This is a genomic window from Bordetella genomosp. 12 (genome assembly GCF_002261355.1).
Lineage (GTDB): Bacteria > Pseudomonadota > Gammaproteobacteria > Burkholderiales > Burkholderiaceae_B > Bordetella.
In genome coordinates, this window is record NZ_NEVU01000001.1 from 897133 (window position 1) to 923448 (window position 26316).

23 protein-coding genes are annotated in these 26316 nt (G+C 68.0%); 6 read left to right on the top strand and 17 right to left on the bottom strand.

The features are described 5' to 3' along the window. The first annotated feature begins 93 nt into the window (after window positions 1–93). From CAL22_RS04235 to rsmA, 3 genes are read left to right on the top strand one after another with little or no spacing between them, the layout of a single operon-like run. Entirely contained in the window at window positions 94–2505 is a 2412-nt protein-coding gene (locus CAL22_RS04235) for an LPS-assembly protein LptD (RefSeq protein ID WP_208621865.1), read from the top strand. After that, window positions 2502–4049, top strand: coding sequence for a peptidylprolyl isomerase (locus CAL22_RS04240; RefSeq protein ID WP_094810654.1), 1548 nt, complete (start codon window positions 2502–2504; stop codon window positions 4047–4049). The genes CAL22_RS04235 and CAL22_RS04240 overlap by 4 nt, the downstream gene beginning before the upstream one ends. A gap of 13 nt (window positions 4050–4062) precedes the next feature. After that, window positions 4063–4851 (top strand): 16S rRNA (adenine(1518)-N(6)/adenine(1519)-N(6))-dimethyltransferase RsmA, encoded by a 789-nt coding sequence (rsmA, locus tag CAL22_RS04245; RefSeq protein WP_094810656.1) that lies wholly within the window; start codon window positions 4063–4065, stop codon window positions 4849–4851. A gap of 27 nt (window positions 4852–4878) precedes the next feature. Here the strand turns inward: rsmA and CAL22_RS04250 are convergent, their stop codons facing one another. After that, window positions 4879–5358 carry a thioesterase family protein gene (locus CAL22_RS04250; RefSeq protein WP_094810658.1) on the bottom strand — a complete coding sequence of 160 codons (480 nt, stop codon included), beginning with the start codon at window positions 5356–5358 and terminating at the stop codon, window positions 4879–4881. Window positions 5359–5375: 17 nt separating this feature from the next. Next, the gene (locus CAL22_RS04255) at window positions 5376–6518 is read right to left on the bottom strand and encodes a glycerate kinase (protein WP_094810660.1); all 1143 of its coding nucleotides are present in this window, start codon (window positions 6516–6518) and stop codon (window positions 5376–5378) included. 99 nt (window positions 6519–6617) lie between these two features. Here CAL22_RS04255 and pyk point away from each other — a divergent pair, with 99 nt between their 5' ends. After that, window positions 6618–8060 carry a pyruvate kinase gene (pyk, locus tag CAL22_RS04260; RefSeq protein ID WP_094811116.1) on the top strand — a complete coding sequence of 481 codons (1443 nt, stop codon included), beginning with the start codon at window positions 6618–6620 and terminating at the stop codon, window positions 8058–8060. On the opposite strand, the gene CAL22_RS04265 is transcribed toward pyk, so the two are convergent. After that, window positions 8061–9290, bottom strand: a complete 1230-nt coding sequence (locus CAL22_RS04265; protein WP_094810662.1) for a nucleoside recognition domain-containing protein — start codon at window positions 9288–9290, stop codon at window positions 8061–8063. 116 nt (window positions 9291–9406) lie between these two features. Here CAL22_RS04265 and CAL22_RS04270 point away from each other — a divergent pair, with 116 nt between their 5' ends. Next, entirely contained in the window at window positions 9407–11656 is a 2250-nt protein-coding gene (locus CAL22_RS04270; RefSeq protein ID WP_094810664.1) for an acyl-CoA dehydrogenase, read from the top strand. Between the two features lie 12 nt (window positions 11657–11668). On the opposite strand, the gene def is transcribed toward CAL22_RS04270, so the two are convergent. The 10 genes from def to glyQ all read right to left on the bottom strand — a co-directional run bounded on the left by def (window position 11669) and on the right by glyQ (window position 21500). Beyond that, window positions 11669–12202, bottom strand: a complete 534-nt coding sequence (gene def / locus CAL22_RS04275; RefSeq protein WP_094810666.1) for a peptide deformylase — start codon at window positions 12200–12202, stop codon at window positions 11669–11671. Between the two features lie 6 nt (window positions 12203–12208). Continuing rightward, complete coding sequence (gene gloA / locus CAL22_RS04280; protein ID WP_094810668.1) at window positions 12209–12604, bottom strand: lactoylglutathione lyase; 396 nt, start codon at window positions 12602–12604, stop codon at window positions 12209–12211. A gap of 112 nt (window positions 12605–12716) precedes the next feature. Beyond that, on the bottom strand, window positions 12717–13922 hold the full coding sequence (tcuB, locus tag CAL22_RS04285) for a tricarballylate utilization 4Fe-4S protein TcuB (protein WP_094810670.1): 1206 nt from the start codon (window positions 13920–13922) through the stop codon (window positions 12717–12719). Continuing rightward, window positions 13909–15324 (bottom strand): FAD-dependent tricarballylate dehydrogenase TcuA, encoded by a 1416-nt coding sequence (gene tcuA, locus CAL22_RS04290; protein ID WP_094811118.1) that lies wholly within the window; start codon window positions 15322–15324, stop codon window positions 13909–13911. Before tcuA ends, tcuB begins: the two co-directional genes overlap by 14 nt. 78 nt (window positions 15325–15402) lie before the next feature. Then, the gene (locus tag CAL22_RS04295; RefSeq protein ID WP_094810672.1) at window positions 15403–16329 is read right to left on the bottom strand and encodes a LysR family transcriptional regulator; all 927 of its coding nucleotides are present in this window, start codon (window positions 16327–16329) and stop codon (window positions 15403–15405) included. Between the two features lie 4 nt (window positions 16330–16333). Then, window positions 16334–17197 carry a M48 family metallopeptidase gene (locus CAL22_RS04300; protein WP_094810674.1) on the bottom strand — a complete coding sequence of 288 codons (864 nt, stop codon included), beginning with the start codon at window positions 17195–17197 and terminating at the stop codon, window positions 16334–16336. Then, window positions 17184–17912, bottom strand: coding sequence for a lysophospholipid acyltransferase family protein (locus CAL22_RS04305; protein ID WP_094810676.1), 729 nt, complete (start codon window positions 17910–17912; stop codon window positions 17184–17186). Before CAL22_RS04305 ends, CAL22_RS04300 begins: the two co-directional genes overlap by 14 nt. Window positions 17913–17915: 3 nt before the next feature. Next, window positions 17916–18455 carry a D-glycero-beta-D-manno-heptose 1,7-bisphosphate 7-phosphatase gene (gmhB, locus tag CAL22_RS04310; RefSeq protein WP_094810678.1) on the bottom strand — a complete coding sequence of 180 codons (540 nt, stop codon included), beginning with the start codon at window positions 18453–18455 and terminating at the stop codon, window positions 17916–17918. Continuing rightward, window positions 18452–20587 (bottom strand): glycine--tRNA ligase subunit beta, encoded by a 2136-nt coding sequence (glyS, locus tag CAL22_RS04315; protein ID WP_094810680.1) that lies wholly within the window; start codon window positions 20585–20587, stop codon window positions 18452–18454. The genes gmhB and glyS overlap by 4 nt, the downstream gene beginning before the upstream one ends. Before the next feature lies 1 nt (window position 20588). After that, window positions 20589–21500, bottom strand: coding sequence for a glycine--tRNA ligase subunit alpha (glyQ, locus tag CAL22_RS04320; protein ID WP_094810682.1), 912 nt, complete (start codon window positions 21498–21500; stop codon window positions 20589–20591). A gap of 192 nt (window positions 21501–21692) precedes the next feature. Between glyQ and CAL22_RS04325 the strand changes: the two genes are divergently transcribed. Continuing rightward, window positions 21693–22889: an MFS transporter gene (locus CAL22_RS04325; RefSeq protein WP_094810684.1), complete on the top strand. Its 1197-nt coding sequence runs from the start codon at window positions 21693–21695 to the stop codon at window positions 22887–22889. Here the strand turns inward: CAL22_RS04325 and CAL22_RS04330 are convergent. Genes CAL22_RS04330 through CAL22_RS04345 form a run of 4 tightly spaced genes read right to left on the bottom strand, consistent with a single transcriptional unit; the run spans window position 22880 to window position 26305 of the window. Then, window positions 22880–23743: an isocitrate lyase/PEP mutase family protein gene (locus CAL22_RS04330; RefSeq protein WP_094810686.1), complete on the bottom strand. Its 864-nt coding sequence runs from the start codon at window positions 23741–23743 to the stop codon at window positions 22880–22882. The two genes, CAL22_RS04325 and CAL22_RS04330, sit on opposite strands and share 10 nt — an antisense overlap. After that, window positions 23740–24258: a 3-isopropylmalate dehydratase gene (locus tag CAL22_RS04335; protein WP_094810688.1), complete on the bottom strand. Its 519-nt coding sequence runs from the start codon at window positions 24256–24258 to the stop codon at window positions 23740–23742. The genes CAL22_RS04330 and CAL22_RS04335 overlap by 4 nt, the downstream gene beginning before the upstream one ends. Then, window positions 24255–25517 carry a 3-isopropylmalate dehydratase large subunit gene (locus CAL22_RS04340; RefSeq protein ID WP_094810690.1) on the bottom strand — a complete coding sequence of 421 codons (1263 nt, stop codon included), beginning with the start codon at window positions 25515–25517 and terminating at the stop codon, window positions 24255–24257. The genes CAL22_RS04335 and CAL22_RS04340 overlap by 4 nt, the downstream gene beginning before the upstream one ends. Next, window positions 25514–26305 carry a GntR family transcriptional regulator gene (locus CAL22_RS04345; RefSeq protein ID WP_094810692.1) on the bottom strand — a complete coding sequence of 264 codons (792 nt, stop codon included), beginning with the start codon at window positions 26303–26305 and terminating at the stop codon, window positions 25514–25516. Before CAL22_RS04345 ends, CAL22_RS04340 begins: the two co-directional genes overlap by 4 nt. Window positions 26306–26316: the final 11 nt, after the last annotated feature.

A 26316-nucleotide genomic window follows, 5' to 3' on the forward strand; every position in this document is an offset into this window, starting at 1 on the left:
AAACCGGGTCGGCGAGGCTTCTCTATAATACCGGGTCAATCCAGCGTCCGCCCGGGGCTGGCAGGTCCTCACAGACACAGGTTGGTTTTTCTCGTGCATATGATCAGGTGGTTGATCCTCTCCGCTCTCAGCGCCGCCGGGGCCGCTCAGGCTCAAGGCAGCCAGGATGTCGCCCCTGCCCAGACGGCAAGCTCGTCCGCGAGCACGCCAGCCAGCGCTGCCGGGGATGCCGCCCAGGAAATGCCCGGCCTGCGCATCTCGCCGGGCCTGCGGGTACGCCACTTTCCCGACGATCAGATCCCCGCCTATCTCGAGGCCGACGACGTCGCCGGCGACCCCTCTTCGGAGATCACGCTCAAGGGCAACGCCCAGGTGCGGCGGGTCGACGGCGTGGTCAAGGGCGACAGCATTCATTACAGCAACGAGACCGGCGATGTGGACGTCAAGGGCAATGCGCGCATCATGCGCGACGCCACGCTGGTGACGGGGCCGGCTGCCCGGCTCAACATGAATACCTATAGCGGCGAGATCGACCAGCCGAATTTCTGGATCGGCGCCAGCGGCGGCACGGCGCGCGCCGATCATGCCGATATTTTCAGCCGCTCGCAGATGCGCCTGACCCAGGTGACCTACAGCGGCTGCCCTTGCGAGAAGCCGTCCTGGTATATCAAGGCGAATACGGTCGATCTGGATTTCGACGAAAACGAAGGCGTGGCGCGCAACGGGGTGCTCTATTTCAAGGACGTGCCCATTCTGGCGTCGCCCTACCTGACCTTCCCCATCCGCAAGGAGCGCAAATCCGGCTTCCTGCTGCCGACCTACGGTTCGTCGAGCAAGACCGGCCTGGATATTTCGGTTCCGTACTATTTCAACCTGGCGCCCAATTACGACGCCACGCTGATCACGCGCTATATGGGCAAGCGGGGTCTGCAGTTGGGCGGCGAAGGGCGCTACCTGGGCGAGAGCTATGTCGGCTCGGTGTCGGGCACCTACCTGCCCAGCGACCGCGATGCCGGCTTTGACCGCTATATGTACCGCCTGACGCACCGGCAGTTCTTCGGCGGCGGTTTCTACGCCGACTGGGACATCAACGGCGTGTCCGACAACAACTACTATCGCGACATGACCACGCTGGGCCTGAACACGGCCTCGACGACCTATCTGCCGCGCCAGGCGCGGGTGGGCTGGTCGTCCAGCTATTGGCAAAGCTATGTGCAGGTCTACAAGTACCGCACGCTGCAGGATCCCGACGCGCCCATCGCGCCGCCGTATGACAAGGAGCCCGAGATCTTCCTGCAGGGCGCGCGCTACGACTGGAACGGCTTCGACGTGCGCATGGATTCCACGGCCGTGCGCTTCCGGCGCCCCTTGTTCGAAGGCACCCGGCTGGGCCAGGAAGGCGAACGCCTGCAGGCTTACCCGACGATTTCCTATCCCATCGTGCGGGCCGGCTGGTACATCACGCCCAAGGTCGGCGTGAACTACACGCAGTATCACACCTCCTGGTTCAACACCGACTGGAACAAACTGGGCAGCCTGTCGCCTTACCAGGCCACCGAATCGCGCACAGTGCCGATCTTCTCGGTCGACGCCGGCATGACGTTCGAGCGGCCCACCACGCTGTTCGGCAAAGAGTCCACCCAGACGCTGGAGCCGCGCCTGTACTACCTGCGCGTGCCGTACCGCAACCAGGATGCGCTGCCCGTCTACGACACCAGCCTGTCCGATTTCAGTTTCGAGCAGGCCTTCCAGGAAAACGTCTACACCGGCGGCTGGGACCGTATCGCCAACGCCAATCAGTTGACTGCGGCGTTGACCACGCGCTGGCTGGACGCCAACACCGGCTTCCAGCGCGTGGCCCTGTCGGTCGCGCAACGCCTGTATTTCGAGGACCAGCGCGTCACGCTGCCCGGCGAGACGCCGCGCGAGAATGTGCGTTCGGACTTCCTGGTCGGCGCCAGCGCGTCCTTGACCGACACCCTGACGACCGACCTGGCCGCGCAGTACAACCCCTACGACAACAACTGGTCGCGCGGCCTGGTGAGCGCGCGCTGGTCGCCGCAGCGCCAGACGACGGTGGCCGTGGCCTATCGTTATCAGCGCGATCCGATCAACAATATTTCCTATGCGCCGCGTGGCCAGAATCAGGTCACGCTGGCGTTGCAATGGCCCTTTACCAACCGTTGGTACGGCGTGGGCCGTATCGACTACGCCATCAAGTCCGATCCGGGCACGGTGGTGGGCGCCTCCGACGGCCCGCGCGTGACGCAGGCCATCGCGGGGGTGGAGTACAAGGGTGATTGCTGCTGGACCGGCCGCATGGTCTTCCAGCGCTATGCCGTGGCGGCCAATGACACCAATACGGCGATTTTCTTCCAGCTCGAGTTGACCGGGCTGGGTGCTTTGGGGACCGATCCCCTCAAGCTGCTCGATAAGAGCATTCCGGGCTATCAGCCGGTTTCGCAGCCTGCCGCGGCAGGCACGACATTTGAAAGGTATGAATGATGCGTAGGTTGCACTCGTCGCGCCGTTTTCGCGGCAGCCTTCTGGCGTTGGCCTTGGGCCTGGCCATGCCTCTGGCCCATGCAGCAGATAAAGCGGGGGCGGCCAAGCCGGCGCCCGCCAAGGCGCCTGCAGCGTCGTCCGAGCAGTTCGTCGATGGCATTGCCGCCATCGTCAACAAGGATGTCATCACGATGCGCGAGGTGCAGGAAGGCACCGCGCGCGCCAAGGTGGATCTGAAGCACCGCGGCATCCAGTTGCCCGACGACCGGACGCTGCAAAAGCAGGTGCTGCAACGCCTGATCTTCGAGCGCCTGGAGCGCCAGGAAGCCGATCGTCTTGGCATCCGCGTGGATGACAACCAGGTCAACCAGGCCATCAACATGGTGGCCACCCGCAACAAGATCACGCAACAGCAGCTGCGCGCCGAAGTCGAGAAAAGCGGCGTGAGCTGGGATGAGTACCGCAAGTCGCTGCGCGATGAAATCCGCTCCGACCGCCTGCGCCAGCGCACCATCGACAACCACATCGTCATCACCGACGCCGAGGTGGACGCCTACCTGAAGGATCAGGCGCGCAACCCGGCCCTGCAGCGCGAAGCCGCCCAGGCGGCGCAACCGGCGGCCGAACCCGCGCCGCAGGATGCGCAGCCGCAAGCCAGCGGTCCGGTTCAGATCGCCTTGGCCCAGATCCTGGTGCGTGTGCCCGAGGGCTCGTCGCCCGAGACCGTCGCCAGCCTGCGCAAGAAGGCCGAGGACGTGCTGGCTCGCCTCAAGCGCGGCGATGACTTCGCCAGCGTGGCCGCGGCGGCCTCCGATGGCCCCGAGGCCCTGCAGGGCGGCGTCATGGGCGCGCGCACGCTGGATGGCTGGCCGGATCTCTTCGTCAAGGCCGTGCAGGGCGTGCCCGCCGGCCAGGTCAGCGGCATCGTGCAGTCCGGCAACGGCTTTCACATCCTGAAGGTGCTGCAACGCACCGATGGCCGCGCGCCGGCGCGTTCGCCGCAGCGCGCCGCCCCGGCGCCCGCTCCCGCCGCGCAGGCCGCCAGCCCGCGCGCACCGCAAGGCCCGGTGCGCGTGACGCAAACGCATACCCGTCATATCCTCATCAAGACGTCCACCGTCATGAGCGACGATCAGGCGCGCCAGCGTCTGGAGCAGGTGCGCCAGCGCCTGATCTCGGGCGGCGCCAAGTTCGAGGACATGGCGCGCCAGTATTCGCAGGACGCCACCGCGCCGCAAGGCGGCGATCTGGGCTGGGTCAATCCGGGCGAGATGGTGCCTTCCTTCGAGGCCGCGATGAACTCGCTCAAGCCGGGCGAGGTCAGCCAGCCCATCGAGTCGCCTTTCGGCTGGCACCTGGTCCAGGTGCTGGAGCGCCGCGAGAAGGACGTCAGCGACGAGGTCCAGCGCATGCAGGCTCGCCAGACGCTGTTCGAGCGCCGCGCCGGCCCCGCTTTCGAGGATTGGATGGAGCAACTGCGCGGTCAGGCTTTCATCGACAATCGCCTGGAAAAGCAGGATCGCATCGAGCAGAACAACCGCTGAGTACGGAAGCACCATGTCGCAACACCAGGCGCGCAAGCGCTTTGGCCAACACTTTCTCACCGACGAGAGCGTGGTCGAGTCCATCGTGCGGGCCATCGCGCCCGCGCGCGACGACGCCGTGGTCGAGATCGGCCCCGGGCTGTCGGCCCTGACCGCTCCCTTGCTGGAGCGTCTGGACAAGCTGTCCGTGGTTGAAATCGACCGCGATCTCGCTGCCCGCCTGCGCAAGAAGTATCCGCCCGAGCGTCTTGCGGTGGTCGAGGCCGATGCCCTGACGGTGGATTTCGGCCAGTTCGGGGCAGGGATGCGGGTGGTCGGCAATCTGCCGTACAACATCTCCAGCCCTTTGCTGTTTCATCTGATGGGCGCGGCGGACCTGGTGCGCGATCAGCATTTCATGCTGCAGCGCGAGGTCATCGATCGTATGGTGGCCGAGCCGGGCACCGCCGACTACGGCCGGCTGTCGGTCATGCTGCAGTCGCGCTACCGCATGGAAAAGCTTTTCGATGTGCCGCCCGAAGCGTTTGATCCGCCGCCGCGCGTGGTCTCGGCAGTGGTGCGCATGGTGCCGCTGGGCGAGGCGCGTCCGCGTCCGGTCAGCGCCGCGGCCTTCGAGGCCGTGGTGGCGCGTGCGTTTTCGCAGCGCCGCAAGATGCTGCGTCGCGGCTTGGGCGATTGGGCTGCCCACGTGCCCTGGGAAGCGCTCGGCGTGCCGCCCACGGCGCGCGCCGAAGAGATCGGCGTGGCGCAGTTCATCGGCCTGACCGATGCGCTGGTGGCCGCCGGCGTGATCAAGGCCTGAGCCCGAGCGCTGGCTCCGCCGGCGGGGCTAGCCGTGCGCCGGCTTGAGCGGCAGGATGCGCCGGTAGCCGACGGGCAGCGGCACGCGGCCGTGCGCGTCGGTGATGGCTGCCAGCCTGGCGGCCAGATCGGGGGCGAAAGGCCGGGCCCGGCGCAGACGCAGATCCACATGCAGCGAGAGCTGCTCCATCGTGGCGGCGAGATAGTTCTCGCGCGTCTGCCAGAGCTCCATCAGGCACAGCAGCCGCTTGTCATCGGTTTGCAGCAGGCGCAGCCTGAGTGTCAGCGGGTCCGCCTCGAGCACCTCGCGCAGATAGGCGACCTGGATATTCATCGTATAGATCCCGCAGCCGCTGGTCTGGGTGTAGTCCAGGCCCACGCCCAACTGACCCAATAGCTCGAAGCCCAGACGATCGAAGACGCCCACGTAGTGGGCGGCGTTCATGTGGCCGTAGGCGTCGATCCAGGCGGGTTCGACGTGCAGGGTCGTGCAGGGCAGATCCGTCATGCGTGTCCTCGGGGGCGTTACAGACGGCGCCGCGCGGCGGCCATCCACAGTTGCATGATGTCGCGCGCGCGTGCGGCGAGGTAGTCGCCGGCGTGCGCCAGGGCGTGGTCCAGCGTGTGCGGGCCCGGCATCAGGCTGAAGGCGGCGGTGATGCCCGCCGGATGCAGCGCTTCGTAGCCGTCGCCCAACGAGCCGGCCAGCGCCACGACCGGCACGCCGGCTTGCTGCGCCAGGCGCGCCACGCCAGCCGGCGTCTTGCCGCGCAGGGTCTGCGCATCCATGCGCCCTTCGCCGGTGAAGGCCAGGGTGGCGCCTTGCAAGGCTTGTGCCAGTCCGCCCAATTCGGCTACCAGTTCGACGCCAGGCCGAAAGCGCGCGCGCAGAAAGGCATGCGCGGCAAATCCCAGCCCGCCCGCCGCGCCCGCGCCGGCGGCGTCGCGGTGGTCCTGGCCCAGCGTCTGATGGGCGACGTCGGCCAGGCGGCCCAGCGCGGCATCCAGTTGCCGCACCTGCGGCGCGCTGGCGCCTTTCTGGGGGCCGAACACCGAGGCCGCGCCCTGCGGGCCACAGAGCGGGTTGTCGACATCGCAGGCGACCTGCACGTCGAGATCGGCCAGGCGGGCATCCAGCGTGCTCAGGTCGATACGCGCCAGGGCTTGCAGCGCCGCGCCGCCGGGCGCCAGCGCATTGCCCTGCGCATCCAGAAAGCGCGCGCCTAGCGCGCGCAACATGCCGCTGCCGCCATCGGTGGTGGCCGAACCGCCCAGTCCGAGAATGAGCTTGCGCGCGCCGGCATCGAGGGCGGCCAGAATCAGTTCGCCGACACCGCCGGTGTCGGCCGCCAGGGGATCGCGTTGCGGCGCGGGGATGCCTTCCAGACCCGCCGCCGAGGCCATCTCGATCACGGCCGTGCCGTCGTCGAGCCAGCCCCATTGCGCCTGCGTGCTGCGGCCCAAGGCATCGTGCACCTGGCTCTGGCGGGCCTGGCCGCCGGTGGCGGCCAGGACGGCGTCGACCGTGCCCTCGCCGCCGTCGGCCATGGGCACGCATACGGTGTGCGCGCCGGGGCAGGCCTGCTTGACCCCGCGCTCGATGGCGCGCACCGCCTCGGCGGCGCTGAGGCTTTCCTTGAACGAATCCGGGGCGATGACGATCTTCACGGCGCGCAGCTCCTGTGTCGCGGCAAGCGGCCATGATACCCGTGCGCACCGCGGCGGCGTACCATAGGGTTTCCTGAGGATTATTCCGTGAGCGTGTTCATGCCTGTATTGCGCCGCACCAAAATTGTCGCCACCCTGGGCCCCGCCAGCTCCACGCCGCAGATGATCGGCGCACTGATCGATGCGGGCATGGACGTGGCCCGGTTGAACTTCTCGCATGGCAGCGCCGACGACCATCGCGAGCGCGCGCGCACCATACGCAAACTGGCTGCCGAACGCGGCCGCTTCGTCGCCATCATGGGCGACTTGCAAGGCCCGAAGATCCGCATTGCGCGCTTTGCCGACAAGCAGGTCACGCTCGAGGTGGGGCAGCCGTTCACGCTGTCGCGCACCCATCCCAAGGAGGCCGGCAACGCTTCCGTGGTGGGGATCGATTTCCCCGAGCTGGTGCATGACTGCCGGCCCGGGGATGAGCTGCTGCTCGACGACGGCCGCATCGTGCTGCAGGTCGAGCGGGTGGAGGGCGATGAGGTCCACACCACGGTGACCGTGGGCGGCGCGCTATCGAACAACAAGGGCATCAATCGCCGCGGAGGCGGGATTTCCGCGCCGAGCCTGACCGACAAGGATCGCGAGGACATCCGTCTGGCCGCCGAGCTGGCGCTGGACTATGTGGCCGTGTCGTTCCCGCGCTATGGGCATGATATCGACGAGGCGCGCGCGCTGGTGCGCGCCGCCGGCAGCGAAGCCTGGATCATCGCCAAGATCGAGCGCGCCGAGGCCGTGGCCGATGACGAGGCGCTGGATGCGCTCATCCGCGCCAGTGACGGCGTGATGGTGGCGCGCGGCGATCTGGGCGTGGAAGTGGGCGATGCCGAGCTCGTGGGCATCCAGAAGCGCATCATCCAGCACGCCCGCACCCTGAACAAACTCGTCATCACCGCCACGCAGATGATGGAGTCCATGATCTCCAGCCCCATGCCTACGCGCGCCGAGGTCTCGGACGTGGCCAATGCGGTGCTCGACTACACCGACGCCGTGATGCTGTCGGCCGAAAGCGCGTCCGGGCAGTATCCGGTGCAGGCCGTGCAGGCCATGGCCCGTATTTGCCTGGGCGCGGAAAAGCACCCGACGACCACGCATTCGCATCACCGCCTGGGCGAAACCTTCACGCGCTGCGACGAAACGATCGCGCTGGCGGCCATGTATGCGGCCAACCATTTTCCCGGCGTCAAGGCCATCATCGCCTTGACTGAAAGCGGGCATACGCCGCTCATCATGTCGCGCATCCGTTCGGGCGTGCCCATCTATTGCTACAGCCCGCATCCTTTGACGCAGAACCGCGCGGTGCTGTTCCGGGGCGTGTACACCGTGCCGTTCGCGCCGGCCGACTACGAGCCGGCGGCCTTGAGCGATGCGGCCGTCGATGAGCTCAAGCGGCGCGGCCGCGTGGCCCCGGGCGATTGGATCATCCTGACCAAAGGAGATTTCTATCGCGACAGCGGCGGCACCAACGGCATGAAAATCCTCCGCGTGGAGTGATCAGCCGAAGAACCAGTAGCACACGCCGATGGAGGCCAGCACGCCGGCCAGGTCGGCGATGAGCGCGCAGCCCACCGCGTGGCGCGCGCGCATGATGCCCACCGAGCCGAAGTACACGGCCAGCACATAGAAGGTGGTCTCGGTGCTGCCTTGCATCACGGCCGACAGCAGGGCCGCAAAGCTGTCCACGCCGAAATGCGACATGGTTTCCAGCATCATGGCGCGTGCGGCACTGCCCGAGAAGGGTTTGACCAGGGCCGTGGGCAGGGCGTCGACAAAGCGGGTGTCCCAGCCGGCGCCGGCCGCCAGCCAGCGTATGCCGTCGAGCAGGAAGTCCAGCGCGCCCGAGGCGCGCAACACGCCGACGGCGCACAGCATGGCCACCAGATAGGGCAGCAGATCGCGCGCGATGCCGAAGCCGTCCTTGGCGCCGGCGATGAAGGTTTCGTAGACGGGGACTTTTTTCCAGGCGCCGATCACCAGAAACGCCACCAGGACGGCGAACAAGGTCAGGTTGCCCAGCAGCGAGGACAGCGCGGCGATGGCGCTGGCCGACATGCCCGCCAGCAGCCCCATGAATCCGCCCATCAGCAAGGCGCCGCCGCCCAGCCAGGCCAGCACCACCGGATCCCAGAGTTTGAGGCGCTGGCACACCGCCACGGCCAGCAGGCCGGCGAGGGTGGAGGCGCTGGTGGCCAGCAGAATGGGCAGAAAGACCAGGGTGGGGTCGGGCGAGCCCTGCTGGGCGCGGAACATGAAGAGCGTGACCGGCAGCAACGTCAGGGATGAGGCATTGAGCACCAGAAAGAGGATCTGGGCGTTGCTGGCGGTATCGGGCCGGGGGTTGAGCGATTGCAGCTCGCGCATGGCGCGCAGCCCGATGGGCGTGGCCGCATTGTCCAGGCCCAGGCCGTTGGCCGCGAAGTTGAGCGTGATCAGCCCGATGGCCGGGTGATTGCGGGGCACTTCCGGCATCAGCCGCGCGAACAGCGGCCCCAGCAGGCGCGCCAGCGCGCCCACCAGGCCGGCGGCTTCGGCAATGCGCAGAAAACCCAGCCAGAGCGTGAGCGTGCCGAACAGCAGCACCATGACTTCGACCGAGATGCGCGCCATCTCGAACAGGCTGGCGACGATGGCGCGGAACACCTCGGGTTCGCCCAGGCCGATCCAGCGGACCAGTCCCGCGGCCGAGGCAACCAGAAAGAAAGCCAGCCAGAGTTTGTTCAGCATCGCTCACCAGTGAAGCAGGGGTGCGCTATTGTCGCAGACCGTCATCGCGCCGGTTTGTGCCGGGACCTTCAAACTGGTAACTTGGTTACACAACCCTATCCCCGCGGAGGTCAGCCATGAATTTGAAATCAAGCTTCGCGGATTGGCGCCGCAAGCGCATCGCTGAACCGGCCTACCGCTGGGCCCGGGCCGCGCTGCCCGGGCTGTCGGCCACCGAGCGCGAGGCCATCGAGGCCGGCGATGTCTGGTGGGATGGCGATCTGTTCACGGGCAATCCTGATTGGAACAAGCTGCTGGCCGTGCCGGCGGCCACGCTCAGCGAAGAAGAACGGCTGTTCATTGCGGGGCCGGTGGCGCGGCTATGCGCCCTGCTCGACGAGTGGGAGATCGAATGGAAGCGGCGCGACCTGCCGCCCGAGGTCTGGGATCTCATGCGGCGCGAGCGTTTCTTCGGCATGATCATTCCCAAGGAATACGGCGGCCTGGGGTTTTCGCCCTACGCCCATTCGGAAATCGTGCGGCGGGTCTCCGCCTATTCGATCACCGCCGGCGTCACCATCATGGTGCCCAATTCGCTCGGCCCGGGTGAGCTGTTGCTGCAGTTCGGCACGCCGGCGCAGCGCGAGTTCTGGTTGCCGCGCCTGGCGGATGGCCGCGAGATTCCCTGCTTCGGGCTGACGAGTCCGGAGGCGGGTTCCGACGCGGCGTCCATGACCGACATCGGCGTGGTGTGCCGCCAGGTCATCGACGGCCAGGATCTGCTGGGCATCCGCCTGAATTGGCACAAGCGCTACATCACGCTGGGGCCGGTGGCGACGGTGCTGGGGCTGGCGTTCAAGCTGCGCGACCCGGATGGCCTGCTGGGCGGGCCGGAAGACGTGGGGATTTCGGTGGCGCTGGTGCCCACCGACGCGCCGGGCGTGGAGATCGGCCGCCGCCATCTGCCTTCCATGCAGGTCTTTCAGAACGGCCCCAATCAGGGGCATGATGTCTTCGTGCCGATCGAGGCCTTGATCGGCGGTCCGGCCAAGGCGGGCCATGGCTGGCAGATGCTCATGAGCGCGCTGGCCGCCGGCCGGGGTATTTCCCTGCCTTCGCTGTCGGCTGCCGGCGCGGTCATCAGCGCGCACACCTCGGGCATGTATGCGCGGGTGCGGCGCCAGTTCGGCATCCCGGTGGGGCGCTTCGAGGGCGTGCAGGAAAAGCTCGCGCGGCTGGCCGGCCATGCCTATCTGATCGAAGCCGCGCGGCGGCTGACCTGCGCGGCGCTCAATCAGGGCCATAAACCGGCGGTGGTGTCGGCCATCATGAAGTATCACGCCACCGAGCGGATGCGCATGTCGGTCAACGACGCCATGGACATTCACGGCGGCAAGGCCGTGATCGACGGGCCGCGCAACTACCTGGGTGCGCTGTACCGGGCGCTGCCCATCGCCATCACGGTCGAGGGCGCCAACATTCTCACGCGCTGCCTGATTGTCTTCGGCCAGGGCGCGATCCGGGCCCACCCCTATCTGATGCGCGAGGTCATGGCCTTGGGCGAAACCGATCAGGCGGTGGGGCAGGAACAATTCGAACAGGCTTTCTGGCCGCATATGCGCCACAGCGGCCTGACCTTTCTGCGCGCCTGGGGCCGGGCCTGGACGGGCGGGCGCTTTGCGCCCGCGCCGCCCGCCGGCGAGGTCAGCCGGTATTACCGGCGCCTGGGGCGGTATTCAGCGGGGTTTGCCTTGCTGGCCGACGCCGCCATGGCCTTGCTGGGCGGCTCGCTCAAGCGGCGCGAGATGCTGTCGGCCCGTTTGGGCGATATTTTGTCTGAGCTGTATCTGCTGTCTGCGCTGCTCAAGCGCTGGGACGACGAGGGCCGCTGCCACGCCGACCTGCCGCTGGTGGCCTGGGGCATGGAAGAAGGCTGCCTGCGTATCGAGCAGGCCATGGATCAGGTGCTTTCGAACCTGCCGCGCCGCGCCGCCGCCGTGGCCTTGCGGGCGGTGATTCTGCCCATGCGCCTGGCGCGCGGGCCCAGCGATGCGCTCACGCGTGAGTGCGCCAATCTGCTGCTGGAACCCTCGCCCACGCGGGATCGCCTCAATGCGGACCTGCAGCGCGGCGGCGGCAGCGACGCCATCGCCAAGCTCGAAAGCGCTTTCGCGCGCGTGACGGCGCTCGGGCCGTTACGGGACCGCTTGCGGCGCGAAGGCGTCAAAGACTGGCGGCAGGCACATGCGGCCGGCGCCCTGAGCGATGAGGTGGCCGCCCAGATTCTGGCGGCCGAGGCGGCCGTGGCGGAGGTGGTTGCCGTGGATGATTTCGCCGCACAGGAACTGACCGGCGAGCCGGAAAGCCCGGCGCGTCGTCCGCTCTGACCCGGGCGGGCCTCAATCGTCCTGGTTGGGGTCCATCCCGGGAAACAGGATCTCGGTGAAGCCGAACTTGGAAAAATCCTGGATGCGCGAGGGATAGAGGCGGCCGATGAGATGGTCGCACTCGTGCTGGACCACGCGCGCATGGAAATCGCTGGCCTGTCGATCGATGGGCTGGCCGTCGGGATCGCGCCCCTGATAGCGGATGTGCCGGTAGCGTGGTACCAGGCCGCGCAGGCCGGGCACCGACAGGCAGCCCTCCCAGCCGTCTTCCATCTCGTCGGACAGCGGCGTGATGACGGGGTTGCACAGCACGGTGAGCGGGACGGCCGGCGCATCCGGATAGCGCGGGTTGCGTTCGAAACCGAAGATCACCAGTTGCAGGTCCACGCCGATCTGCGGCGCGGCCAGGCCGACGCCATTGGCCTCGACCATGGTCTCGAACATGTCTTCGATCAGCTGCCGCAGGGCAGGGCTGCCGAAGTCCTCGACCGGCGCCGCCACGCGCAGCAGGCGGGGATCGCCCATTTTCAGGATGGGATGGATCATGGCGTGTCAGTCCGCGCGGCCTTTTTTCTGGATGAATTCGATCTTGTAGCCGTCCGGGTCTTCGACGAAAGCGATAACCGTGGTGCCGTGCTTCATCGGGCCGGCCTCGCGGGTCACCTTGCCGCCCTTGGCCTTGACCTTGTCACAGGCTTCGTAGGCGTTGTCGACTTCCAGCGCGACGTGGCCGTAGCCCGTGCCCAGATCGTATTGCGCGGTGTCCCAGTTGTGGGTCAGTTCGATGACGGCGCCGTCTTCTTCATCCTGGTAGCCGACGAAAGCCAGCGTGAAGCGGCCATCGGGGTAGTCCTTGCGCCGCAGCAGGCGCATGCCCAGCACGTTGGTGTAGAAGTCCAGGGATTGTTCGAGATTGCCGACGCGCAGCATGGTGTGCAGAAAACGCATGTGTCTATCCTCAAGGCTAGCCGCGCCTGGCGCGGCGTTCAGACCCCCATCGTAACAGGGGCGGCGGGGGAGCCGCAGGGGCCCCGGCCGCTCGGCCGCCTTGAGCTCTCTTTCAGTCCGAGCCGAGTTGCAGTTTGTTGGGCTGACGCTTTTCGATGGCGGACTTGAGCAGCGCCGCGCTGCGGAAGATGCCATGGGCGAATTTGCCGTAGGGCAAGGTCAGAAAGAGCGCCATGACCACGCCCAGATGCACCGCCAGCAGCACGCCCATCCAGGCCGTGTCGCGCAAGGCCAGCAGCAGCAGGCCGGTGAGGCTGGTGAAAAACAGCAGGGCGATGAAGCCCCGGTCCATGGGCCGCTGCCGGGTATCGCCCTGGCGCGGATCGCGCCGCAGATTGAGCCACAGCAGGCCGGCCGGACCGATCAGCAGGCCCAGGCCGCCGGCCGTGCCCAGCAGCACCGGCAGGCTGAAGAAGGGGTAGGGCGCGTGCAGGTCCAGCAGGTAGTGGTAGAGCGTGGCGACCGAGGTGGCGGCAAAGCACAGCATGAAGCCGTAGAAGGTGAAGTGGTGGAAACGCCGCCGCGCCAGCGTGAAGGCGTCATCGGCCTCGTTGCAGCCCTTGCCGTGTCCGCCATCCAGATACTTCAGGCGCAGCACGTTGTGCGCGGCTTCGGCCACGGCCGGGCCGCTGGCCGCGCCCGGACTGACGTCGCGCCAGAAGCGGGTCACGCCCAGGGCCAGGGCCAACACCGCGAAGCCGAACACCACCCCGAACATCAGCGCCAGCGTGTTGTGCGGAAAGATGGCGTAGAAATTCCCGGCCAGCGGCGCATGCAGCCAGCCGCCGTTGATGCTCACCACCAGCACCAGGAACAGCGCCAGGCTCGCGGCGGCGGCCAGGGAGAGCGTCAGGCCGTTGCGTTGATAGAGCTTGCCCAGGGCCTGGGGCCAGGCGTAGTCGGTATAGGTTTGCATCCGCACGCGGGCCATGGCTTGCGGCACGTTGACGCCGAATTCGTGCGGCGGCGCGTACTGGCAGGCGTGCAGACAGGCGCCGCAGTTGTGGCAGAGGTTGGCCAGGTAGTTGACGTCGCCCTTGTCGAATTCCAGGCGGCGCGTCATGGCGGGAAACACCGCACAGAATCCCTCGCAGTAACGGCAGGCATTGCAGATCTGCATCATGCGCGCGACTTCGCTTTCGTCTTCGCTCATGCGCGCGCCGGCCGTGCTGGCGTTGGCGACGAATTTCAGGGGCTGGGCGGAGGGGGCGGCGCCGGCCAGTTCGGCCTGGCGGGCAAGGTGTTCAAGCTGCTTCACGTTGGACTCCGTTCTGGGCTTGGGCGCGCGCGGCGGCTGCGGCGCGCGTGCCGGCGATGCGGCCGAAGGCCGTGCCGATGGACATGCCGACACCGGCCGTATAGCCCTTGCCCAGCACATTGCCGGCCATCATCTCGCCGGCGACGAAGAGGTTGTCGCTGGGCTTGCCGCCGAAGCGCACCGCGGCGGTCTCGTCGACCTTCAGGCCCAGATAGGTAAACGTGATGCCTGGCCGCAGCGCATAGCCAAAGAAAGGGGCGGTGTCGATGGGGCGGGCCCAATGGGTCTTGGCGGGCGCCAGGCCTTCGGTGTGGCAGTCATCCAGACGGGTGTGGTCGAAGCTGCCGACTCGGCAGGCCTGGTTGTAGGCTTCGATGGTCTGCACGAAACGCGCCGGGTCCAGTTCGAGCTTTTGCGCCAGTTCGGCCAGCGAGTTGGCGCGCACGCCGGGGAATACCGGCGGCATGAAGCGGCCCACCGCCTTGGCGTCGATGACGGAGTAGGCGATCTGCCCTGGCTGCATGGCCACCAGGCGGCCCCAGATGGCGTAGCGTTTGGGCCAGAAATCTTCGCCCTCATCGTAAAAGCGCTCGGCGTCGCGGTTGAGCACCACCCCCAGGGAGACGCAGTCGATCCGGGTACAGATGCCGCCGTCGTAGAGCGGCGCGCGGGCGTCGATGGCCACGCAATGCGATTGCGAAGGCTCGCCGATGATGTCGGCGCCGGCCTCCATCATGAACTTGAGTAGCACGCCCTGGTTGAACCGCGTGCCGCGGATCAGGAAGTTGTCGGCGGGCCATTCGCCGCGTTCGTTCTGGCCCCAGGCCTGCCGCAGCCATTCGATATTGGATTCGAAGCCGCCGGCGGCCAGCACGCAGCTGCGCGCGGCGATGCGCTCCGTGCCGATGCGCGCGGCCACGAAGCGGCCGTCTTCCAGCTCCAGGGCGTCGACCGGGGCGTTGTAGCGGATCTGCACGCCCAGGGCTTCGGCGCTCCGGTAGTAGGCGTTGACCAGCGCCTTGCCGCCGCCCATGAAAAAGGCGTTGGTGCGCGCCACGTGCAGCGCGCCGGACAGCGGCGGCTGGAAGTTCACGCCGTGGCTGCGCATCCAGTCCCGACAGGACGAGGAGGCGCGGATGACCAGACGGGCCAGTTTTTCGTCGGTGATGCCGCCCGTGACTTTGAGCAGATCCTGCCAGTATTCTTCTTCGGGGTAGGCCTCGACTAGCACGTCCTGCGGCGCATCGTGCATGCAGCGCAGGTTGCGGGTGTGCTGGGAGTTGCCGCCGCGCCATTCGCGCGGCGCGGCTTCGAGCAGCAGCACGCTGGCGCCGGCCTCGCGCGCCATCAGGGCCGCGCACAGGGCGGCGTTGCCGCCGCCGATCACGAGTACGTCTATCATGTCGTCGTCCATCATCAGATGAGGGCGACTATAGGGGACGCTTTCAGGGGCCGCCAGAAGGCGACGGACAATGCCTCTTCACGATTTGTGAAGGGTCGCTCCTGGCCAGGCTCCGGCGCGCACCAGGTCGGCGGCCACCTGAGCCAGCAGCACTCTGACGGCCAAGGCCGCCGGGGACAGCTCGTCATCGGACAGGCTGACCAGCAAATTGCTGCGCGCCAATTGCCGCTCGCGGATCTGCCAGGTGGCGAGCTTTTCGCCCCGCAGCCGGACGGTGGCCGCGCCGGGCTGGATGGTGGCGCCCAGGCCGGCCTCGACCAATTCCATCAATACGTCCAGGCCGTCGATCTCGGCCGCGAGGTTGGGCCGGTCGTTGAAACGGGCAAACCCGTTGTTGACCAGGGCGCGCAGTCCGTGGCTGTCGCTGGGCAGCAGCAGGGGCAGGCCGGCCAGGTCGCGCAGCCGGACCGAGCCCGGCGGCGGCAGGCCGGGCAAGTCGTCGCGCGCGATCAGGAACAGGCTTTCATCGAGCAGGGGCATGACGCTCCAGCGCCGCGCGGTTTCGGTCTGGAACACGATGGCCAGGTCGAGCTGCCGGGCGTTGAGCATGGTGGACAGGTGGCCCGACAGGCTTTCGACCAGGCGCAGGCGCACGTCCGGATACCGCTCACGCATGGCGCGCATGAAGGGCAGCGCCAGCACCGAGGCCGTCGTTTGCGCCAGGCCGATGCTGACATGCCCGCTCAGACGCGACTCGCGCGCCGCTTTCATGGCGTCGTCGGCGTGGCGTAGCGACAGCTGCGCCTGCCGCAGGAAAGCCAGCCCGGCATCGGTGAGCACCACACCGGTGGAGGTGCGGGTCAGCAGGCGCGTGCTCAGCTCGCCCTCCAGGCGGCTGATCTGCTGGCTCAGCGCCGAGGTGACCACGCCCAGTTCGGTGGCCGCGCGTCCCAGGCTGCCGCATTCGACGACCTTGACGAAGTAGCGCAGTTGGCGCAGTTCCATGGCGTCAGAACTTGGGCAGCATGGCGGGATCGTGGCGGCGCAGGACTTTCTTGGCCGCTTCGAATCCGGGCAGGATGTGGCCGACTTCGGCCCAGAAATCCTGGCTGTGGTTCATCTCGCGCAGGTGCGCGAGTTCGTGGGCGATGACGTAATCGATGATGTCGGGGCTGAAGTGAATCAGCCGCCAGTTGAGCATGATGTTGCCATCGCTGGTGCAGGAGCCCCAGCGCGTGGCGGCCGACGACAGCCGCCAACGGCGGATCTTCAGGCCGGTGCGCGCCAGAAAGTGGGCCAGACGCTCGCCAAAGAGCGTGCCGGCGCGCTGCTGCAGCCAGGCCTGGGCGGCGTCGCGGATACGTGTGGGTTCGGCGTTGACCGGCAGCGGCAGCCAGAGCGTGGCGCCTTCGGCGGGGTCGGCGGCGTCGCCGTCGAGATGCGCCTGGCGCCGGTCGGCCGCCAGGCCGATGATGATGCGTTTGCCCAGGTAGGGCAGTTCGCCGCCGGCTTGCCAGCGGGTCTGCGCCAGCGCGAGTTGTTCGCGGCGGGCGTGCCAGTCGCGCAGCTTGGCCAGTATCCAGCGCGCCTTCTCGCGCACCGCATCGTCGATCTGCCCCAGGGTCACCCAATTGGGGGCGGTCACGCGCAGGCCGTCGTCGGCAATGACGAAGCCGATGCTGCGGCGGCGCGAGCGCAGCAGCACGAAGCCGATCCGCTGCTGTTCGGTCTGGACCTCGCGCCAGCGCGCGCCGGCGGGCAGAGGATCGGGACAGGGGGTGGGAATGCCCGCTGGGGGCGCGCTGGCTGTTGCCGGCGTCTCGCGGGAGAGGCCGGCATCGAACAGGAGTTCGAGCTGATCAGCGCTGGCCATACCTTTCAGGATTGAGCGTCCGCATTTCCGCTTCGATCCAGGCTTGGACCTTGGCGTTGAGTTCTTCGGGAGTGAGTCCCTGCGATTCTATCGCGGGGCCGAAGGAGACGGTAACCAGCCCGGGCCGCTTGACGAAGGCATTGCGGCGCCAGCATTCGCCGGCGTTCAGGGCCACGGGCACGACGCGCGCGCCGGTGCGCGACGCCAGCAGCGCGCCGCCCATCTTGAAGCGGCTCGTCTGGCCGGGGGCCACGCGCGTGCCTTCGGGAAAGAGCAGCGGCCAGCGGCCGTCATCGAGGCATTTCTGCCCTTCGCGCACCACCTGCTCGAAGGCATCGCGGCCCTTGGCGCGGTCGATGGGGATCATGCGCAGCAGCGCCAGGCCCCAGCCGAAAAACGGCACCCAGTGCAGCGACTTCTTGTAGACGAAGCAGACCGGGCGCGGCATGTGCGCCGGGAAAAACAGGGTTTCCCAGGCCGACTGATGCTTGGACAGCAGCACGATGGGGCCGTCGGGCAGGTTCTCCCAGCCCTTGACCTGCCAGCGGATGCCGCAGAAAACCTTGGCGCCCCAGATCGCCAGCCGGGGCCAGCCCACGGTGAGCCGGTAACGCAGCCGCAGCGGCACCGGCGCCCAGAGAATGCAGGCGAAGGCGTAGGGGATGACGGTGATGGTGAGAAACACCATGTAGAGCAAGGAACGCAACCAGGCCATGGATCAATCTTCCTGCAAAAGATGGTCGACCACGTCGGCCAGATCGGCGCAGATCCGCGTGCCGGCGGGCAGATTGCCCTTGGCCCGGGTTTTTTCGCCGTTGCCGGTGAGCACCAGCCACGGCGCGCAGCCGGCCGCCGCGCTGGCCTGCAGGTCGCGCAGCGAGTCGCCCACCGCCGGCACGCCGTCGAGATCGACGTCATAGCGCAGGGCGATGTCATGCATCATGCCCGGCAGGGGTTTGCGGCACTGGCAGCCGTCGTCCGGGCCATGCGGGCACAGGAAGATGGCATCGACGCTGCCGCCCAGGGCGGCCAGCTTGCGGCGCATCTTGATATGGATGGCGTTGAGCGTATCCATGTCGAACAAGCCGCGCGCCAGCCCCGACTGGTTGGTGGCCACGACCACGGTCCAGCCCGATTGGGTCAGGCGGGCGATGGCCTCCAGGCTGCCCGGCAGCGGCAGCCATTCGTCAGGGCTTTTGACGAAGGCGTCGCTGTCGCGGTTGATGACGCCGTCGCGGTCCAGGATGATGAGCTTCACTGCGCCAGCCTGGAAATGTCCGCGACCTGGTTCATCAGGCCGTGCAACTGCTTGAGCAGCGCGAGACGGTTGGCGCGCAGCGCCGGGTCTTCGGCCATGACCATGACGTCGGCAAAGAAGGCGTCGACCGGTTCGCGTGCCTGCGCCAGCGTGCGCAGGTTGCCGGCGAAGTCGCCCGCGGCCAGTTGCGCGGCGGCTTGCGGGCCGAGCTGGGCGATGGCGTCGGCCAGCGCTTTTTCCGCCGGGTCGGCCAGGCGGGCGGCGTCGACGGCGCCGATGTCGCCTTCGGCCTTTTTGAGCAGGTTGCCGATGCGCTTGTTCGCGGCCGCCAGGCTGGCCGCTTCCGGCATCTGGCTAAAGGCCGTCACGGCGCGCACGCGCTCGCCGACTTGATGCAGCGGCGGCGTCAGCGCGATCACGGCTTCGACCGCATTGCGGTCATGCTCGGCGATCAACTGATTGCGGTAGCGTTCGTAGATGAAGGCCTGCACTTCGGGCAGGGTGCTGGCGGGCACTTTGCCGGCCGGGTAGCTGGCCGCGGCCAATCCGAGCAGGCCGGTGAGCGACAAGGGGCCGTTGTCACTGATCTTGAGCCAGCCGCCCGCGGCCAGTTGTTCGAAGGCGCTGATCAGGCCCAGGGCCGCGCGGCGCAGGCCGAAGGGATCGCGTTCGCCCGTGGGTGCCAGGCCGATGGCCCAGATGCCGACCAGGGTTTCGACGCGCTCGGCGACGAAGAGCACCGCAGCGGTCAGCGTCTCGGCCGTGACGGGGCTGTCGTAGCGGTTGCGGTATTGCGTGCGCAGGGCTTCGACCACTTCGGCCGGTTCGCCGTCGCCGGCCGCGTAATAGGCGCCCATGACGCCTTGCAGCTCGGGGAACTCGCCCACCATGTTCGAACCCAGGTCGGCCTTGGCCAGCAGGGCGGCGCGATCGCTGGCCGACACATTGGCGCCCAGCGCCTCGGCCACGCCGCGCGCGATGGCGCGCACGCGGTCCACGCGTTCGAGCTGGGTGCCCAGCTTGTTGTGATAGACGATGTTGCCCAGTTGTTCGACGCGCGCGGCCAGCGGCACCTTGCGGTCGGTTTCGAAGAAGAACTGCGCATCGGCCAGCCGCGGGCGGACCACGCGCTGGTTGCCTTCGACGATGTTCACCGGATCGGCGACTTCCATATTGCTGACGATCAGGAAACGATGCGTGAGCTTGCCGGTGGCGGGGTCGAACAGCGGGAAATACTTCTGGTTCAGGCGCATGGTGAGGATCAGGCATTCCTGCGGCACTTGCAGGAACTGCTCCTCGAACTGGCCGACGTAGACCGTGGGGTGTTCGACCAGGGCCGTGACTTCGTCGAGCAGCGCGGCGACTTCGGGGTCATCGCCCAGCGTGGCCGACCGCCGCGCGGCTTGCGTTTGCAACTGGCGGTCGATGTCGGCGCGCCGCTTCTCGAAGGAGGCCACTACGCGCGCTTGCGCCAGCGTGGGCTCGTAGGCGTCGGCCTGGGCGATCACGACATCGCCTTCGCTCATGAAGCGATGGCCCAGCGTGTTGCGGCCTGCCGTCAGGCCCAGGGCCGAGATGGGCACGATGTCCGCGCCGAAGAGCGCGATCAGGCGGTGGGCGGGGCGCACGAATTTCACGCTGCTCACGCCATCGGCCAATTGGTAGCGCATCACCTTGGGGATGGGCAGGCCGTTGATGGCGTGGTCCAGGCCTTCCTGCAGGCCGGCGGCCAGTTGCGCGCCGGGCGCGGTGCCGCGGGCGATCAGGTAATCCTGCTTGCCGTCGGATTCGCGCTCCAGGGCGGCCGGATCCAGGTGTTCCAGGCCCTTGGAGGCCAGTTTCTTGATCAGGGCGGGCGTGGCCTTGCCGTCTTCGGTCAGGCCGATCTTGGCCGGCATGAGCTTCTCGGCATAGGCCTGATCGGGAGCCTGGGCCAGCACGGCCGACAGATGCACGGCCAGGCGGCGCGGCGTGGCATAGGCGGTGACCTGGCAGTCCGGGGCCAGCAGGCCCAGCCGTTCCAGCGTGGCGCGCACGCCTTCGGCGAAAGACTGCCCGAGGCGGTTCAAGGCCTTGGGCGGGAGTTCCTCGGTCAGCAGCTCAACCAGCAGGGGGCGGATAGTGGTGGTCATGTCAGGCAGCCTCCCCGGCGGGGGCGCTGTCGCCCAGCATGGGAAAGCCCAATCGTTCTCGGGAGTCGTAATAGGCCTGCGCGACGGCGCGCGACAGGTTGCGGATGCGGCCGATGTACGCGGCGCGTTCGGTCACGCTGATGGCGCCGCGCGCGTCCAGCATGTTGAAGGTGTGCGCGGCCTTGAGCGCGGCCTCATAGGCCGGCAGGGCCAGCGGCACTTCCATCAGGCGCTTGGCCTCGGCTTCGTAGTCATTGAAGTGCGCGAACAGCATGTCGGCCGACGAATGCTCGAAGTTGTAGGTGGATTGCTCGACTTCGTTCTGGTGGAAGACATCGCGGTACAACACGCGGCGGCCTTGGGCCCCTTCCGTCCAGACCAGGTCGTAGACGCTCTCGACGCCTTGCAGATACATGGCCAGACGCTCCAGGCCATAGGTGATCTCGCCCGTGGTGGGTGTGCAATCCAGCCCGCCGACTTGCTGGAAATAGGTGAACTGCGTGACTTCCATGCCGTTGAGCCAGACTTCCCAGCCCAGGCCCCAGGCGCCCAGCGTGGGGTTTTCCCAGTCGTCCTCGACGAAGCGGATGTCGTGCTCAGCCGGGTTGATGCCCAGGGCCTTGAGCGAGCCGATGTACAGGTCGAGGATTTCCGGCGGCGCCGGCTTGAGCACGACCTGGTACTGATAGTAGTGCTGCAGGCGGTTGGGGTTCTCGCCATAGCGGCCGTCCTTGGGGCGGCGCGAGGGCTGGACATAGGCCGCGCGCCAGGGCTCCGGCCCGATGGCGCGCAGAAAGGTCGCCGTGTGCGAGGTGCCGGCGCCGACTTCCATGTCATAGGGCTGCAGCAGGGCGCAACCTTGTTTGTCCCAGTATTCCTGGAGCGTGAGGATGATTTGCTGAAAGGTAAGCATAGAAGTTGGAAAGTGAGGCGCGTTGGGCTCGCCGCCCGCCAGCGTGGAAAACCCGACATTTTAACTGGCCTTGGGCCCGCGGGTTGGGCGGATGCATTTTGAGCGCCGCCGGCCCATTCCCCCGGGGCTGCCGCTGGCTAGAATACCCGCTGCCCGTCCGTTGACGCCCGCCGCCGACCTTTTCCGCCTACCGTGCCCGAATCCGATCCGCAAACCGCTTTCCGACTGCGCGACGTCGCCGTCCCCGCCTTTGGCCCCTCTTTGTTGTACGGCGTGAGCAATGGCGCCATTTTGCCGGTGATCGCCCTGAGCGCCCGGGAGCTGGGCGCCTCGATGGCGGCCTCCGGCTTCATCGTGGCCTTGGTGGGCGTGGGATCGCTGGTGAGCAATATTCCCGCCGCGCTGTTCACGGCGCGGCATGGCGAGCGCCGGTCCATGGTGGCCGCCTCGCTGGTCAGCGCGCTGGCCATGCTGCTGTGTATTTTTGCCACGTCCCTCGGGATGCTGGCCGCCGGCGTGTTCATGGTGGGGATCGCCTCTTCGGTGTTTCTGCTGGCGCGGCAGGGCTATATGGTCGACGCGGTGCCGGCCGGCATGCGTGCGCGCGCCCTGTCCACGCTGGCCGGCACGATGCGCATCGGCGTGTTCGTCGGGCCCTTCGCCGGCGCGGCGCTGATCCATCTGATGGATTTGCAGGGGGCTTACTGGGTCGCGCTGGTGGCGGTGCTGGGCGCCGGCGCCATCGCGGCCGTCGCCCCGGACATGAAAGCCCCGCTCAACGAAGGCGAGGTGCCGCCCGCGCGCCCGCGCATGCACGAAGTGTTCCGCGCGCACCGCCACGTCTATCTCACGCTGGGGTTGGGCATCCTGCTGGTGAGCGCCGTGCGGGCCTCGCGCCAGGTCGTGATTCCGCTGTGGGCGGATCATCTGGGCATCGATGCGGCGGTCACGTCCGTGATCTACGGTCTGGTCGCGGCGGTGGATATGTCGGTGTTCTACCCGGCCGGGGTCGTCATGGATCGCCGGGGGCGGCGCGCCGTGGCGCTGCCGTCCGCCTTGATGATGGGGCTGGCGCTGATCGGCATCGCGCTATCGGGCGGCACGGCGGCCTTCGTGATCACCGCCATGCTGCTGGGCCTGGGCAACGGCATCAGTTCCGGCATCGTGATGACGCTGGGCGCAGACGCCGCGCCGCCGCACGCGCGGACCGAATTTCTGGGGATATGGCGCTTCATGGCCGATCTGGGCAGCAGCCTGGGGCCGGTGCTGTTGTCGGGCCTGACCGCGCTGGTGTCGCTGGCGGCCGGGGTGGCCGCCATGGGCGCGCTGGGCCTGGCCGCGGCGGCGGTGTTCTGGCATCGCCTGCCGCGCCCGCCGTCTCAGCGGTAGCGTTGCGCCTGGGCCAGCAGCTCGGGCGTGCCGATGACGTCGTTGAGCTGATCGAAGTCCAGCATTTGTGCGCGCCATGCGGCCGTGCTGCCCTGAGCGCGCAGGCTGCCGTAATAGCCTTGCAGGGTATGAACCACCGCGCGCGCGGTGCCGCCCGGGAAAATGACGATCTGAAAGCCGCGCGCGGCCAGGGCCTGGGCGCTTTCTATCGGCGTCTGTCCGCCTTCGACCATATTGGCCAGCAAGGGCACCCGCGCGGCAAAGCGCGCGCACGCCGCGTCCATCTGGGCGGGCGAGCGCAGGGCCTCGATGAACAGGGCGTCCACCCCGCAATCCAGATAGCGTTCGGCGCGCTCCAGGGCCGCCTCCAGCCCCTTGACGGCGACCGCGTCGGTGCGCGCCAGAATCAAGGTGTCGTCGTGCTGGCGCGCGTCGAGCGCGGCCCGCAGCTTGCCGCACATTTCGTCGGCCGACACGAGCGTCTTTCCGTCCAGATGGCCGCAACGCTTGGGAAAGTCCTGGTCTTCGAGCTGGATCATGGCCGCGCCGGCGCGCTCCAGCCCGCGCACCGTGCGTTGCACGTTGAGCGCGTTGCCGAAACCGGTGTCGGCGTCGACGATGATCGGGCAGCGCACGCGTTCGGTCATGCGGCCGAGCACGGATTCGACCTCGCTATAGGTCGTCAGCCCGACATCGGAACGGCCGAGCCGGGTGTAGGCGATCGAGGCGCCGGACAGGTACAGCGCATCGAAGCCGGCCTGCTCGGCGATCAAGGCGGACAGCGCGTCGTAGACGCCGGGGGCCAGCAAGGCGGAGCCGGCCCGCAGGCGGGATTTCAAGGAGGAAGCAGTCATACGGCACTCATGGGGTGGCGGGGCAGGCTGCCGTCGGCCAGACGGCGTTTGAGTTGCATGAGCAGGCCACCGGCCTGCACCATGTCGAGCAGGAAGTCAGGCACGGGTTCGCACGGCAGCGCCGTGCCGTCGGCCTTGAGCACGCGCTGGCCGGGTAAGTCCAGGCCGACGCTGTCGCCGGCCGCGATCTCGCCCGCGCGTTCGCAGGTCAGCAACAGCAGGCCCACGTTGAAGGCATTGCGGAAGTACAGGCCGCTATAGCTGGGGGCGATGACCGCCCGCAAGCCGAGCTGCACCAGGGCGGCGGCGGCCTGCTCGCGCGATGATCCAATCCCGAAATTGCGGCCCGCCACCAGCACGTCGCCGGGGCGCACGCCGGCCGCAAAGCGCGCGTCGACGCCTTCGAGGCAATGGCGCGCGATCTCGTCCAGGCCGAATTTCATGTAGGCGCCCGGCGCCAGTTGGTCCGTGTCGATGTCGTCGCCGACCCGCCAGACAGTGTGTTGGGACATCATTGCAGCACCTCGCGAGGATCGGCGATGCGGCCCGCCAGCGCCGAGGCGGCCACCGTGTACGGCGAGGCCAGATAGACGCGGGCGTCCGCCGCGCCCATGCGGCCTTTGAAATTGCGCGCCGTGGTCGCGATGACGGTGGCGCCCGGCGGAATCGAGCCGCCGTAGCCGGAGCAGGCGCCGCAACTGGTGGGCAGCAGGCTGGCGCCGGCGGCCAGCAGCGCATCGAGCACGCCTTCGGCCTGAGCGGCCGCCTGTTCGCGCTGGCTGGCCGGGGCCACCAGCAGGCGGACCTGCGGGGCGATCCGGCGGCCGCGCAGGATCTGCGCGGCGGCGCGCAAATCATCCAGCTTGGCGCCGGTGCACGCGCCGATATAGGCCACCTGGACCGGGGTGTCGGGATAAGCGTCCACGGCCGCGGTGTTGGCCGGGCTGTGGGGCGCGGCGACCTGCGGCGGCAGGGTGGCGGCGTCGAACTCGTGCCAATGGGCCGGCGCCTGAGGATCGGAGCGCCAGTGCGCGATATCGGTCAGCGGCGCGCCAGCGGCTTGCAGATAGGCCTGCGTGACGGCGTCCGGCGCGATCAGGCCGGCCTGCGCGCCCATCTCGGCCGACAGATTGGACAGGGTCATGCGCTCGCGCATGGACAGGGCGCTGACGGCCTCGCCGCAGAACTCCACCGCCTGATAGCGCCCGCCGTTCATGCCGTAGCGGCCGATCAGATAGAGCATCATGTCCTTGGCCATCACGCCCGGCGCGAGCCGCCCATGCCAGCACATCATCAGGGTTTCGGGCACCCGCATCCAGATTTCGCCGCTGCTGACCACGCCCAGCATCTCGGTGCTGCCCACGCCGAACATGTAGGCGCCGAAGGCGCCGCCGGTCGGCGAGTGCGAGTCGCCGCCCACACAGAACATGCCTGGCCGGACATGCCCGTGTTCGGGCAGCACGACGTGACAGATGCCGACGGAATCGTAGACATGCGGCAGTTGCTGCTCACGCGCCCAGTCGCGCGCGATGCGAACGATGCGGCGGGATTCCTCATCGGCCTCGGGCACATAATGGTCCATGACCAGGACCACTTTTTTGCGATCCCACAGCCCGGTGCCGAGGTCCTGCAGCATGGGCTGCAGGCGGCGCGGCCCGCTGGAGTCGTGGAACATGGCGAGGTCGACCTGGCAGGTGACGATGTCGCCGGGTTGGACGGTGTGGCGGCCGGCGGCGGCGGCCAGAAGTTTCTGGGCCAGCGTATGGGCCGTCATGCGGGGGTCTCTCCGGAAGCGGGGGCGCCGGCCGGCAGCCAGGTCGGCTGCCCGGGCATGTCATGGGCTTGCATATCCATGCGGTATTCATAACGATCCGGGCGGTACAGCGCATGCAGCCATTCCACCGGGCGGCCGCTGGCGTCGCGGACCAGGCGCTGCAGACTGAGCAGCGCCGAGCCCACCGGGACGTCCAGCGCGGCGGCGGCTTCGGGGTCCGCCAGGACGGCCGAGAGGGTCTGTTCGGCCCGCGCGGCCTGGATGCCCAGGTCGCGGAAGATGGCCAGCAGCGGTTTGCTCATGAGATCCGCCTGGGTGATGGCCTGAGCGATGGCCTGCGGCACATAGGTGGTCAGGTAGGAAAACGGCAGGCCCGCGTGGCTGCGCACGCGGACGGCGCATTGCACCGGCGCGCCGGGCGCCAGTTCCAGGTGCGCGGCGACCTGAGGCGGCGCGGCGAGCGTGTCGAGCGCCAGCAGCCTGACCTGGGTCTGCATGCCCATGCGCGCCAGGTGCGCCATCAGGGAGTCCATGTCGGAGCTGTGCTGCGTGCCATGGGCGGCGCTTTGCGCAGACGCGAAGGTGCCGCGCCCCTGTCGGCGCTCGATCAGGCCGTCGGCTTCGAGCGCTTCCAGGGAGCGCCGTATCGTCAGGCGCGACACGCCGTACTCGGCTGCCAGGGCATTTTCTCCCGGCAGCGCCGCCAGCGGCGCGAAGCCGCCTGCCTGCAGACGTTGCTTCAGCAGCAGATAAACCTTGTGATAAAGCGGTAGCGGGCTGTCGGCCACGGGGACTCCAG